Source organism: Haladaptatus rarus, from assembly GCF_054177585.1.
The window spans coordinates 40547-53429 of the sequence record NZ_JBPEHG010000015.1 but is presented as its reverse complement, the minus strand read 5'-3'; the positions used below and the strand labels follow the sequence as shown (position 1 = coordinate 53429).

Genomic DNA, 12883 nt, shown 5'->3' with positions numbered 1-12883 from the left:
CGAACGAAAGGGCACGAAACCGTGCGAAGACGGTTAGTTGGGGCAGTCAATCGGGGCGAATCCGCGCCAAGATATCTCCCCGTTCGAACTCACCATTTTCGGATACCAACACCGCGACGATCTCGCCGGTTGCCGGTGCCGGAACGTCCACGCTCACCTTCTCGATCTGGATCTCTGCTATCGTGTTCCCTTTCGCTACGTGACCGCCTTCGCGGATGAACCAATTGGCGACGATCGCCTCCTCGACATCGTCGGCATCTGCTGGCCACACGTCGGCGGAGTCCACGTCGACCGTTTCATCACTCATCCCTGTACGTCACGCACCGCTTGGGCGATGTCGTCCACGTCGGGGTTGACCTCCTGTTCGAGCGGCCGGGCGTACGGTATCGGGATGTCGGGCATGGTGACGCGGCGAACGTCTTGGAGGTCGTCGAGAGCACACTCCGTCGTCTGGGCGATTATCTCGCCGGAGACGCCGAACGAGCGGTAATCCTCGTCGACGACGACCAACCGTCCTGTCTTTCGGACGGACTGCTCGATGGTTTCGATGTCGAGTGGGACGAGCGTTCGAAGGTCGATGACCTCCACGTCGATTCCCTCGGCGGCGAGTTCCTCAGCGGCGGCGACCGATCGGTGGACGTGCAGGCCGAGCGTGACGACGGTCGCGTCGTCGCCTTCGCGTTTCACGTCGGCCTCGCCGAACTCGATGGTGTAATCGTCCTCTGGAACCGGCGCCTTCGGACCGTCCGGCGCGGGCATCCAGCCGATACCCATCAACCGTTTGTGAAACATGAAGACCACCGGGTCGTCGTCGCGGATGGCGGCGTGCATGAGGCCCTTGGCGTCGTACGCTGTGGACGGGACGACCACTTTCATCCCAGGAAGGTGGGCGAAGGTGCCGTACAATGTCTGAGAGTGCTGTGCAGCGTCGTTGTAAGTACCACCGACTGCGGTCATCAGAACCATCGGGACGCTGACGCCGCCGCCGCTCATGTACGTGTTCTTCGCCATCTGGTTGTAGATCTGATCCATACAGACGCCGAAGAAGTCGACGAACATGAGTTCGGCAATCGGGCGCATTCCAGCCTGTGCCGCGCCGACAGCCGCACCGATGAAACTCGTCTCGCTGATCGGTACGTCCATCACCCGCTCACGACCGAACTCCTCCAGCAGTCCCTGAGTGCTATCGAAGATACCGCCGTAGTCGGCGACATCTTCACCCATGATGAACACCTCATCGTTCGCCTCCATCTCAGCGGCGATGGCTTCGACCATCGCGCGACTCATCGTGAGTTCGCGTTGCGTTGTCTCCTGTGTGTCTGCCATCAGTCGTCACCTCCTGATGGCGTCGTCGTTTGATGAGGCAACCAACGCTCGGGGGGGTTCGTGAATGCATCCTCGTACGCAGCCTCGGGGTCTGGTTCGGGCTGCTCTTTCGCCCACTCGATGGCTTCGTCGACGCGCTCTTCCGCATCGTGGCGGATCGATTCGAGGTCGTCGTCATCGACGTCACGTTCTCGAAGGGCATCCGCCAGTCGGCCGATAGAGTCGAGACGCTCGGATCGTTCGATATCTGCATCCGGCCGATAGCCCTCGGCGTCACCCATGAAGTGACCCATCCGGCGATGTACCTGTACTTCGAGCAACGTCGGGCCGTTGCCAGCGCGCGCACGCCCGACGGCGTCCTCGGCAGCGTCGTGCACTGCGACAGCGTCGTCGTAGTCGACGCGCACACCGGGGAGATCGAAACCGTCGGCGCGCTGTGCCCCGTTCTTGACGTCGGTTACTCGCTCTTTGGGCATACTGATGGCCCAATCGTTGTCCTCGACGACGAACACGACTGGCAGATCGTGGACACTTGCGAGGTTGAGCGACTCGAAGAAACCACCCTGGTCGATAGCACCTTCGCCGAGGAATGCGACCGCCACGTCGTCCGTGTTGCGTTTCTTCGACGCGAGTGCCGCCCCGACCGCAGGCGGACAGCCCTCCGCAATGATACCCGAACAGGCGAAGTTCACCTCGGGGTCGAACAGGTGCATGTGACCACCTTTTCCCTTACAGAGACCGGTTTTGCGCCCGAAAATCTCTGCAGTCATGCGTTTCAGATCGACCCCTTTTGCGATGGCTACGTGGTGTGGACGATGCGGTGCAGTGACGGTATCTTCGTCCCGGAGATGGGCACACACCCCTGCTGCCGACGCCTCGTGGCCAGCCGCGAGGTGGAGTTCGCCCGGAATCGGCCCCGCAGAGATGTCGAACGCGGGCTGTTTACCCTCCAGATACTCCTCCTGAAGGCGTTCTTCGTAGTAGCGCGCCGTCACCATCTGCTCGTACATATCTTGTAATCTGGTAACACTAGGCATGCTTTACCCAGACTGGGTACCACGACGAGAGTAATAATTCTACACCTCGGGCGTTTTTTCGACACCGACGAAAACCGATCGTCGGATCACCGATTCGAGGTGGGACTCGCATGGTGAGTCGACCTGAGCACTCGATATCGAGCGTGCGGTGTCTCCTACTGGCCGAACGAGGCGACGTATTCACCATCCACGTACCGCTTCTGTGTGTGGCCCAGTGCGTTCGACAGCATCGTGTGACCGAGGAACGTCGTCGCGTATTCGAGCACCCCGAACGGATGGAGATCCGACTGGTGTGCCGGTGGTAGCAGTCCACCGAGAACGTGGACAGCCCCGTCGCCGTTCGTGAGCGTCCCTGCGGAGACGTAACGTGCCGAGTCACTGGTCGCGCCGAACGGATCGTTGTCAGTGTATCCGGCGACCGACCCCCCAGCGGTGTCGAACGCAGTCGGTTCGACGACCGTCAGGGGAGCCTTGCCGGGGACGGTGGTGGGATAGCCGAGCGGCGCAGGTTTCCAGAACTCGCACTGAATCGATCGAGTGTCGGTCAGCAATGGATGATCGTCGACACGCTCGGAGAGGGTAGCACTGACGGCTTCGATTTCGATCACATCGTCCTCGGAGATTCCACCGACGAGGTCGTTCTCCATCACGCCGAGGAGGGAGACGCCTCGGTCGGTCAGGACGAGGTTACCCCCGGCAGCGACGAATCGGTCGAGTGCGTCGATGTATGCCCCGTTCGAGCGACCCTCCGCGTGTATGACGACGAGGTTCTCGATGGCGCGCTGGTGACTTCGACCCCGGAAGAGGGCACCGGTTGCGATTTCGTCGACCGAGAGCCCGGAGCCGGCTTCGACTGCCGAGTTGCGGGAACCACCACGCCGATTCGACCTGCTGGCGGTCGTTTCGTAGTCAGAAAAGTACGCGAGCGGTGTGGCGCTGTAGGCCCGCTGCCGGTAACCGAGGGCATCGGTCGGATTCGGCGCGGTGATCGACTCGTCTGCGTCCACGAGGACGATGGAATTTTGGATCGTGACGGCCGTTTCCTCGGTGCCGCCGACCGTCTTTATCTCGACCGTCCACTCCCCGTCTGCGGGCCGTTACACGGGCCACTCGGTCGCCTTCGACGGAGTTTCGGACGCCGCTGCGTTGTATCTGCGAACGACACGACCTTCGGGGTCGCGCAAGCGAGCAGAGACGAGTCCCGACGCGACGAGCGAGAACGAGGCTGTTCGTGCAGTCTCGGGGACCGGGATGGAAACGGTCTCGGGTGCCGACCCGGCGACGACGTGCTGCGTCTTCGTCTGCGTCTCCGCATCCGAAAAGGACAGCGCGGTCGAGGTTCGCCTGAGCGAATCCGTATCGACGTAGGCTGTCGTCCGACCATCCGTCTCTATCGTCGCCTCCACCGTCCGAAGCGAGTGTTGGGCAGTCTCACGGATGATCTCCTGATAGCCAGTTACCTGGAGTTCGACGAGCCAAGGCCGGAACTGCATCCGCTCGAACACGCGGTTGTCCCACCCCATCTCGTGGGACATCATCTGCATACCGAGCCCTCCCTGGCCGCGTGGCTGGCTCATCCAGCTTGCGAGCGTCCCGGTCGTCGTGTATCCGATGGTATCGACGGTTGTACCGTACCGATACACGTTCTGCGGCGTGGGTAACGTCGAGCCGTCGAATCCCCAATCCGCCCAGTACGCTTCGTTCAGTGCCGTGAACTTCTCCCGATTCGCGGCGAGTTCGTCGCCGAGCGCACGTTCCAACCGGTCTTTCGTGCGCCGATTCCACTCGTAGAGGTCGTGGAACTCGTCGGTGTCGTACTGGTCGTTGACGATGAGGCCGTCGATGAAGTCGGTCGACCAGAACATCCCGTGAAGATCCGAACCGATCCGGAGATTCTCGTAGCCACGGAGGAATTCCACGATATCGAGCGCGTCCGGGACGGTTTCGGTGTATCGTGCTGGTACGTCGCTATCGACTCCTCGATCGTTGGCTTCGAGATTCGTTCCCATCGGCTCTGCCGGGAAGTGCCTGCTATCGATCCAGCCGACGGTCGGAAACTGTCGGTTCGGGTCGACACCGGTCGCGGTGACGCGCTTGAACGAGTTGTGTTCGGGCTTCGAGTCACCATCGCCATCGACGCGGTACTGGTAGTTTCGGGATACCCACCCATCGGGGTTCGGATAGATGAACACGAGGACGATGTCGTCGAGAAGCGCCTCGGTCGCCGGTTCGTCTCCGTTGAGGAGTCGTTCGACGAACCGAGACCCGGCTTCGGCACCCGAGCGTTCGTCGCCGTGGATAGAGAGCATGAAGACGGTCTTCTCCTTTGTCTCGAAGGCATCTCGGTCGGTGATATCGTTCGTCACTTCGACAGCCCAGAGGTTCTGCGGGTCGGCTTCGTCTCGGAAGAGGGTAGAGTGACCGGGGCTCTCTCCGACCGAGCGAAGTCGAAGTCGGTCACCGTGTCGAGACTGGAGATGAGTCATTCCGGCGACCATCTGCTCGAAATCGATGAAATCGACGCTGTCGTCGGGCGCAGGAAAGACACCGTCGGGGTAGTGGTCGATGAGCCAGAACGGGTTCGACCCCGGCGAGAAGCGAAGTCGCTCCACGCTGTCGAATTCGACGACAGAATCGACGTCGTTCGGCGTCACCGAGACGTGCGCTGCGGTCTGTGGAACGGTCGTCGTCACCGGATCGAGACCGAGCGTCTGAAGGTCGTCGAACCCGGACGTGCCCGTCAGTTCGACGAGCGTCGGTATCGCGTACTCCGACGGGACGTGACCGACGAGGAACTCGTATAGATCAGTGAACTTCTGCGAAGAACGCTCTGCAGCAGTGGTGCCTGGGAGAGAGAGAGAACTCCAGCAGTGGCGGCAGAGAGGCGAAGAAACTGACGTCGTGAAACGGGGGAGTTTTCGAAGATCGGTTCGGTTTCGTGGCTGTCGTGTGACTCGAACATGGTCTCAGGGCACCACTCGGCGACGATTGCGAGCAGTACGAAAAGAGGGATTCCCACCCATTTTAAGTTATGGATATCCTATAAAGATTATAGATCAATTAATCAGCGAAGTTCCCAGAAAGAGGATACACTGGAAGAGGTCGTCGTCCCGACTCAGTAGGTGTTGTCGTAGAGGCGGAGTCCTTCGCAGCCGCGGTCGTCGAATCAGTTGATGAGAGTGCTCTTTTTCAGGTACACGCCATCGCCACTGTCGTGGAGTCGGACAGCAACTTTACCGGCGGTCGATTTGGCGTAAATGTCCTCGACCCACGTGTTGTCTCCCCGATTGATGAGTGGCGGTTCACGGCTGACGTACTTCCCCTGGTAGAGTAGGCAGTCCTTCCCGATCACTTCGATAGCGCGGCGACGCCACGTTCCGGTCTGCCTGATATCGAGATTGCGGAACTCACATTCGTCGCGTTCACAGCGGATGGCCGCACGCGCGCTCTCGTGGCCGCCATCACCCTTGAAATCGCTGTTATTGATGTACACCGGATTCTTGCCGTCCTCGATATAGACTGAGTACCCACCTACCGCGTCGTGGACGAATTTCGATCCCCAGACCTGAACCTTGTTCGTCTTACTCCGGACTCGCAGCCCATGCACTACCTCGTTTCCGGCGGTTCGAACGGTCGTATTTACGAGGCGGAAGAGACCGACGTCGAGTGTCTTGATCGCAGCGCCGTTCGGGACGGTCACCTCGATGTCGCAGTTCTTGACCCGGAGGAACTTGCTGTTCTCGGCGCGGATGGCGTGTTGGGCTCCCTTCCAGGTGGCATTGTCCACGACGATACGAGCATTCTTGACGATGCTGCTTTTTCCTCCGATCCGAACGCTCGCGGTCTGGCTGTTCTTGTAGACACCACCGTCGACGACGATCTGGCCGGAGCCGTTCGCGGCGTACAGACCGTTATCCGGGAAGAATCCGAGCTTACAATTCTTGAACGTCATCTTCCCCTTGTTGTGGCCGTTGCAGATGATACCCGTCGGGCCACGCCAGAGGCGGTCACCCGGCGTACTTCCAGTCCAGTCACCACCATCGGGTGCACGGAATCCCTTGACGATACCGGAACCGTCGGGGTCGGTGATGACGACTCGAAGTGGTCCCCACGTCCCACTGTCGTGACGACCCTGGACGGTGACGTTTCGCACCTCCAGTCCGTCGCTGACTGCGGCTTCGAGTACGCGGATGCCGGTGTCGTTGGCGGTCTGATCGACGTGGATGTTCTTGAACAGGAGGTCTTTCCCCGGCGCGTAGCTGATGCCGAGACGGAACAGGCGGTAGTTCCAGTCGCCCCCATCGTCGAAGTCGTAGTAGTTGTCGGGGACGATGGTGACGTTCCACTTCCCGTAGATGCCGAAGTTCTTGAATCCCGTAAATCGGAACTGTCTTTTCATCCGGTAGCGCCCCGGCGGGAACACCAACAGCGTATCGTCGTCGGCGTACTCGCGGAGCTGTGGGCCGATCGGTTCGTTGCCGTTCGGGTCAGCACCGGCGTCTTCGACCATGTCGATGACCGTTCCGTAGTCGTCGAGGACAGGTGGACTCCATCCGGCGCGGGCCGTCCCGGTCATCCCCCTCGCACCAGCGGCACACAGACCAGCTGCGCTCACTCCTTTCAAGAACGTTCGTCGCGTCGTCTTCTCGTTCGCGTGCGTCTCGTCGTGTTCGGCGATTTCTCGTGCGTCGATTTCGTTGCTCATTTTCTGATCCAGCGTTTTTTGGACAACCGTCAGCGGAGAGGCGCATCAATACGATGTGCCGGTAGATAGTAGATCTCCATGCTGACGGTCAACAAAATCTTGTATTCAGCAACCATGCCAAAGTCTGTGCCTTAGCAAATACACGTTTTAAAACCCCCTCCTGAAGATCAATCCATTTTAGTACATATATTTTAAAATATCTATAGATGTTGAGAGTATTGCTGAAAGATCATCAGTGAAAAATAGTTGTCGCATCGGTTCATTATCGACCAGTCTACGACTCCAAATGGGCAAGAAAGGCATGCCTGCAGTTCGGTCACGAACCGAGTTCTATGTGATGCTTGCTGATATATTTCCGCAATCAGTCTCTTTCCATTCAGTCAGTGTGAGACCTCTTTCCGCCCCGACAATGTCTCTAGAACGAGACGAAACTCACGGAACGTGATCTCGTCTCGGGGACGGTCGAAGATGTCAACTTTCGGTATCTGAACCGCCCACATTCCCTGGATAGCGACCGAATCGTACGGCATCTCGGTCATCTCCTCCAGTTGACCAGTTGCGACGACGCTCCGCCACCCCGCATCCGTCTGGTGATGCACGACGAAGGAGACAGGTCTCTCGACGACTTCCAATTTCGTACTGTCGTCCGGAAACGCCAGCCGAAAGTAGAAAGTCTCCGTATCCGCGTTGTAGCCATACGAAACTGGGATGGTGAACGGAGGGTCGTCGTCCACCGTCGAAAACGAGATGACGCCAGTCCCACCGCGACCGAGAACTTCGTCCCGTTCTTCCTCGGATAGTTGCACCCAGCGGAGAGATTCCATGGTCAGACGTACGTCTCAGCGATGGAAAAATACTCGGCAATAGTTACGTCATGCTCGGTGATAATTCAAGGTAGGGGAGGATTTTCCGCTGTCGCTGACACCACGCGACGGAGTACGGTGGAAGATCTCTCGGCCAGCGACAGCCCTAGATTTCGTCCGGGTCACCACCAAAGATGATCGCCAGTGTAAAGATACTCACGATGACGGAAAGCAGGCCGAATACGATTTGTCGAAGGGTCATGGTTCGGAAATTCTGAATCGTGTCGGAGGTTGGTTTCTCGCTCTGTGCTTCTCACAATACGGAATAAGCTTTGTGCTGGTACTCGGTCGAAGTGGGAGTCGACGTTCAGAACGTCTCAGATAGACGCAAAAACTGCTCGTTTCGGGGACTCACGACAGATGCTACCGGGATACAGAAGTAAAAGCCGATAGGCCCGCTTTTCGATGGTATGCAGGGAGTTAGCAAACAACTTCGTTCGGTATCGAAGGAATCGACTGACGACGGAGGTGGCACGACCGATGAATACGGTTGAGCAGTGGAAGCAGTCGAAACACCCGCTGAAGGTCATCGAAGACGTCCACGACTACGCAGAAGCGGAGTTGTCGTTCGACGAGATCGAAGCACGGGCGGGCGACGGGGAGTGGGAGCGCCTGAAGTGGGCTGGGCTCTACAAACACGGCCAGCATCGGGGTTACTTCATGCTTCGTACGAAGGTTCCCGGAGGTCGCCTCACGCCCGAACAGGCGGAGGTCATCGGAAAGGTCGCCGACGATTTTGCGACCGCACCCGACGAGTTCGGCGGGGAGAATCAGAACGCGGTCTGGGGTGACGCTTTCCTCGATATCACGACTCGACAGGACGTACAGATGCACTGGATCGAGATCGAGGACGTTCCCGAAATCTGGCGACGTTACGACGAGGTCGGCCTCACGACCGTCCAAGGATGTGGCGACGGTGCTCGGAACGTCCTCGGGTGTCCGGCAGCAGGTCTCACGGAGCACGAGTGTTTCGACGCGCAGCCGGTCGTCGATGCCGTCTCGAATTTCTTCACCGGAAATCGCGAGTACGCGAACCTTCCCCGGAAGTTCAAGATGACGATCACCGGTTGCCGGGAAGACTGTGCCCAGTCACAGATCAACGACGTCGGACTGACGCCTGCTCGCAAACGTATCGACGGTGAGGAGTACTTCGGCTTCCATGCGAAGGTCGGTGGCGGCCTATCGGACGGACCTCGTATGGCCACCCCACTCGATGTGTTCGTTCGGCCCGAGGACACCGTCGAATTCTGCCGCGCCGTCGCGCAGGTGTTCAAGGAACTCGGTGATCGGCACAATCGCGGCGTCTGTCGGATGCGCTACCTCGTGGAGCAGATGGGTGTCGAGAAGTTCGAGGAAGCAGTCCGTGACCGGTGCGGCGTCGACCTCCGTTCGCAGGGCAGCGACCGCAGTGAGAGCTACACCGGCGACCACGTCGGCGTCCACGACCAGAAGCAAGACAGGCTCCAGTACGTTGGATTCAACGTCATCACGGGCCGCATGGGTGGTGACGAGTTCGCCGAAGCAGCGCGAGCGGCGCAGCGATACGGCACCGACGACGCGTCGGTTCGTCTCGCCACGGATCAGAACTTCCTGCTCACGCACGTTCCAGAAGATCGCGTCACTGCTCTCGTCAACGAGCCGTTCGCAAACGATTACCAGCCCGACCCCGGCCCGTTCTCCCGAGGTGCTGTCGGCTGTACCGGGTCGGAGTTCTGCAACTACGGCATCATCGAGACGAAAAAGCGGGTTCGCCGATGGGCCAGGGAACTGGACGAGAAGATCGATACGCCCGACGACCTCGACGTGGTGCGGATGCACATGAGCGGCTGTTCTGCCTCGTGTGCCCAACCCCAGATCGCGGATATCGGGTTCCGCGGCGAGACCGTGAACGTCGAGCACGTCGAGGAAACCACCAACGAAGAAGGCGACGCGATCGTCGAAGGGATGGATTTCGGTCTCGGTGGGTCGCTGGGAGCCGACAACGAGTTCATCGACTGGGTCGAAACCGCCGTCCCCGCGAACGCGATCATCCCGGCAATCGAGACGCTTTTCGAGGTGTACGTGAACGAGCGCACTGACGGTGAACGATTTTACGAGTGGAACCGTCGAACCGACGTCGACCGATTGCGAAGCATCATGCAACGCGCCGACGCACCCGTCTCCAAGGGGGTGGCACACGATGACTGAGAAGTCGATGCCGGGAACGCCCGACACCACCAACTCCGCTTCGACCGACGATTGCTGCGAGGACGGTCAGTGCACGTGTCGCGCGAGCGAAGCCGCAACGGACAGTGGCGAGCGAAGCGATACGATTCGAACCTCGTCGGAACTTCGTTCTGATGGTGGTACGCAGCCCGCTAACCTCGATGAAGACGGAAGCCTCGGTGACATCGAGTTCACCGAGCCGTCGGTCGGGAAGAGCCAGAAGGTGGACGACCCAGACGAAAACCCGGCAACCCGCCCCGGAGTGCCGGAGGGTGTCGAACTCGACACACCCGGCTACTCTATCCGGGGAGAGATGAACGACATCGACACGCCGGACGACAAGACGTGGTTCATGGAACTCGACGAAGCGGTCATCGAGGAAGACCGGTGTATCCAGTGTGGCACCTGTGTCGCCGCCTGCCCGTCGGACTCTATCGGCATCGGAGACGACGACCTGCCGGAGCTGGTGAAGATGTGTACCGGCTGTTCGCTGTGCTGGGACTTCTGTCCTCGCGGCGGCCTACGATACGAGCGCCAGTGGAAGATCACCGGTGGCGACGATAACGTATCGGGCGCAGGCGACCCGATAACGGAATTCTCCGCGAAGGTCTCGGACGACTGGCGCGAGAACGCACAGGACGGTGGCGTCGTCACGTCGATCCTCAGTCATCTCCTCGACGTGGGGGAGATCGACGGCGCACTCATCGCCACGGAATCCGACGAGGAGGCCTGGAAGGCAGAATCGTTCCTCGCCACCAGTCACGAGGAACTGGTCGAGAATGCGGGCAGTTTCTACAACCAGACGATGGCGCTCGGCAATCTCGACCTTTCGCAGTGGGAGCACAAGCTTCCCGACAAGCGCATCGACGAGTTGAGCCTCGCCATCGTCGGAACACCGTGCGAGATCGAAGGCATCCGCGCACTCCAGGATTTCGACTGGGATTACCAGTCCCACGAGGGAGGTGTACGCGCCATCGACTACACGATCGCGCTGATGTGTACGAAGAACTTCAACCACGAGAAGCTCATCGGAGAGCAGTTGGAGGAAAAGCGCGATATCTCACCCGAGGATATCGGCAAGCTGGACGTGCTCGACGGTGAACTGCGGGTCTACGACCACGACGGAGAACTCGTGTTCGAAGAGTCCATCAAGAACTTCCACGACGCTGCGCTCAAGGGCTGTGACGAGTGTGCCGACTTCACGGGCTACTGCGCGGACCTCACCGTCGGTTCGGTTGGCAGTCCGGACGAGTACTCCAGCGTCATCGTCCGCACCGAAGTCGGACTGGAGGCGTGGAACCACGCCGAACCGGATCTCGAATACGAGGACCTCTACGACCGGAGCGCCATCGGGAGATTGCAAAGTTGGGACAAAGACAAGGCGTTCTCGTCGTTGAACCGGCCGTTCGACCCGGATGCGCCGCGATTCATCGACTACACCGACCACGCAGAAGCGTACGAGACCGAACTGAATCCCCACGAAGTTGATCACTGAGGCCGTGTGATCACTCATAACGATATTTCCACCAAGATTCAATCCATTTGGAATCCAAGCTAGGTGTATGAGCTTCCAACTCTCAGACGAGCATCGCGCCATCCGGCAGGCCGTCCGTGAGTTCGGTGAGAACGAGATCGAACCCGTCGCCCGTGAGCACGACGAGGAGAAAGCGTACCCACACGACCTGGTAGCGAAGGCAGCCGAATACGACTTCGTCGCCCCGAGCATCCCCGTCGAGTACGGCGGTGCCGGGATGGACACCCTCTCGTCGACCATCGTCACCGAAGAACTCTGGCGAGCCGATGGTGGCATCGGGAGCGCCATCGGAAGCCGCGGGTTCGGCTCGAACATGATCCAGAAGTACGGCGACGAGTGGATGAAAGAAGAGTGGCTCCCACGAATCGCAAGCGGTGAATCCGCGTGCTGTAGCTGTATCTCCGAGCCCGGTCACGGCTCGAACGTCGCTGGTATCGAGACGGTCGCGGAAACCGAGGGTGACGAGTACGTCATCGACGGGAACAAGATGTGGATCACGAACGGGACAATCGCAGACGTGGCCGTCGTCATGGCGAAGACCGACCCCGAAGCCGAACCCCCACATCGCGGTATCAGCGCCATCCTCGTTCCGACGGAGACGGACGGATTCGAGCCGACGAAGATAGACAACAAACTCGGTATCCGTGCGTCCGACCTCGCCGAGATCGTCCTCGACGACGTTCGCGTGCCGACGGAGAACGTCATCGGCGAGGAGAACGAGGGCTTCTACCAGCTCATGGACTTCTTCGCGTCCGGACGCGTGAACGTCGCCGCGCAAGCGGTCGGGGTCGCACAGGCCGCCGTCGATGAGGCCATCGCGTACGCGAACGAGCGCGAGCAGGGTGGCCGTCTCATCAAGGATTATCAAGCGATCAGTCACAAGATCGCCGACATGGCGACGAACGTGGAAGCTGCCCGGTCGCTCACCTATCGCGCTGCATCCCACGTCGAGTCCGGCAACGACGATATGGCGACTCGATTCGCGAGCATGGCGAAGCTCTTCGCGTCCGAACACGCGGTCGATGTCGCCGACGAAGCCATCCAGGTACACGGCGGGGCCGGATTCGTGACCGACCATCCCGTCGAACGGTACTACCGTGACGCTCGTATCACGAAGATATACGAAGGAACGAGCGAGATCCAGAAAAACATCATCTCCGACCGACTTCTGTAGTCGGTTGTCAGGCTCTGTTGAAATCTGCAAGCAGTAAAC

The 12883-nt window shown here is 59.7% G+C and carries 11 protein-coding genes; 3 read left to right on the top strand and 8 right to left on the bottom strand.

Annotated elements, in window-relative coordinates:
• Positions 1-46: 46 nt before the first annotated feature.
• The 8 genes from ACR3FE_RS22555 to ACR3FE_RS22520 form a co-directional block, all read right to left on the bottom strand.
• The gene (locus ACR3FE_RS22555; RefSeq protein WP_458209985.1) at positions 47-307 is read right to left on the bottom strand and encodes a biotin/lipoyl-containing protein; all 261 of its coding nucleotides are present in this window, start codon (positions 305-307) and stop codon (positions 47-49) included.
• Positions 304-1326 (bottom strand): alpha-ketoacid dehydrogenase subunit beta, encoded by a 1023-nt coding sequence (locus ACR3FE_RS22550; RefSeq protein ID WP_458209983.1) that lies wholly within the window; start codon positions 1324-1326, stop codon positions 304-306. Before ACR3FE_RS22550 ends, ACR3FE_RS22555 begins: the two co-directional genes overlap by 4 nt.
• Positions 1326-2336 (bottom strand): thiamine pyrophosphate-dependent dehydrogenase E1 component subunit alpha, encoded by a 1011-nt coding sequence (locus tag ACR3FE_RS22545; protein ID WP_458209981.1) that lies wholly within the window; start codon positions 2334-2336, stop codon positions 1326-1328. The genes ACR3FE_RS22550 and ACR3FE_RS22545 overlap by 1 nt, the downstream gene beginning before the upstream one ends.
• Before the next feature lie 182 nt (positions 2337-2518).
• The gene (locus ACR3FE_RS22540) at positions 2519-3370 is read right to left on the bottom strand and encodes a hypothetical protein (RefSeq protein ID WP_458209980.1); all 852 of its coding nucleotides are present in this window, start codon (positions 3368-3370) and stop codon (positions 2519-2521) included.
• A 90-nt stretch (positions 3371-3460) separates the two neighbouring features.
• Positions 3461-5056, bottom strand: coding sequence for a M14 family zinc carboxypeptidase (locus ACR3FE_RS22535; RefSeq protein WP_458209978.1), 1596 nt, complete (start codon positions 5054-5056; stop codon positions 3461-3463).
• 47 nt (positions 5057-5103) lie between these two features.
• Entirely contained in the window at positions 5104-5325 is a 222-nt protein-coding gene (locus tag ACR3FE_RS22530; protein WP_458209977.1) for a twin-arginine translocation signal domain-containing protein, read from the bottom strand.
• A 204-nt stretch (positions 5326-5529) separates the two neighbouring features.
• Complete coding sequence (locus ACR3FE_RS22525; protein WP_458209975.1) at positions 5530-7068, bottom strand: hypothetical protein; 1539 nt, start codon at positions 7066-7068, stop codon at positions 5530-5532.
• Between the two features lie 380 nt (positions 7069-7448).
• Positions 7449-7892, bottom strand: coding sequence for a pyridoxamine 5'-phosphate oxidase family protein (locus ACR3FE_RS22520; protein WP_458209974.1), 444 nt, complete (start codon positions 7890-7892; stop codon positions 7449-7451).
• A gap of 519 nt (positions 7893-8411) precedes the next feature.
• On the opposite strand from ACR3FE_RS22520, the gene ACR3FE_RS22515 reads away from it, so the two are divergent.
• The 3 genes from ACR3FE_RS22515 (at position 8412) to ACR3FE_RS22505 (ending at position 12844) form a co-directional block, all read left to right on the top strand.
• Positions 8412-10118 (top strand): nitrite/sulfite reductase, encoded by a 1707-nt coding sequence (locus ACR3FE_RS22515; protein ID WP_458209973.1) that lies wholly within the window; start codon positions 8412-8414, stop codon positions 10116-10118.
• Positions 10111-11631, top strand: a complete 1521-nt coding sequence (locus ACR3FE_RS22510) for a Coenzyme F420 hydrogenase/dehydrogenase, beta subunit C-terminal domain (RefSeq protein ID WP_458209971.1) — start codon at positions 10111-10113, stop codon at positions 11629-11631. Before ACR3FE_RS22515 ends, ACR3FE_RS22510 begins: the two co-directional genes overlap by 8 nt.
• 67 nt (positions 11632-11698) lie before the next feature.
• On the top strand, positions 11699-12844 hold the full coding sequence (locus tag ACR3FE_RS22505) for an acyl-CoA dehydrogenase family protein (RefSeq protein ID WP_458209969.1): 1146 nt from the start codon (positions 11699-11701) through the stop codon (positions 12842-12844).
• Positions 12845-12883: the final 39 nt, after the last annotated feature.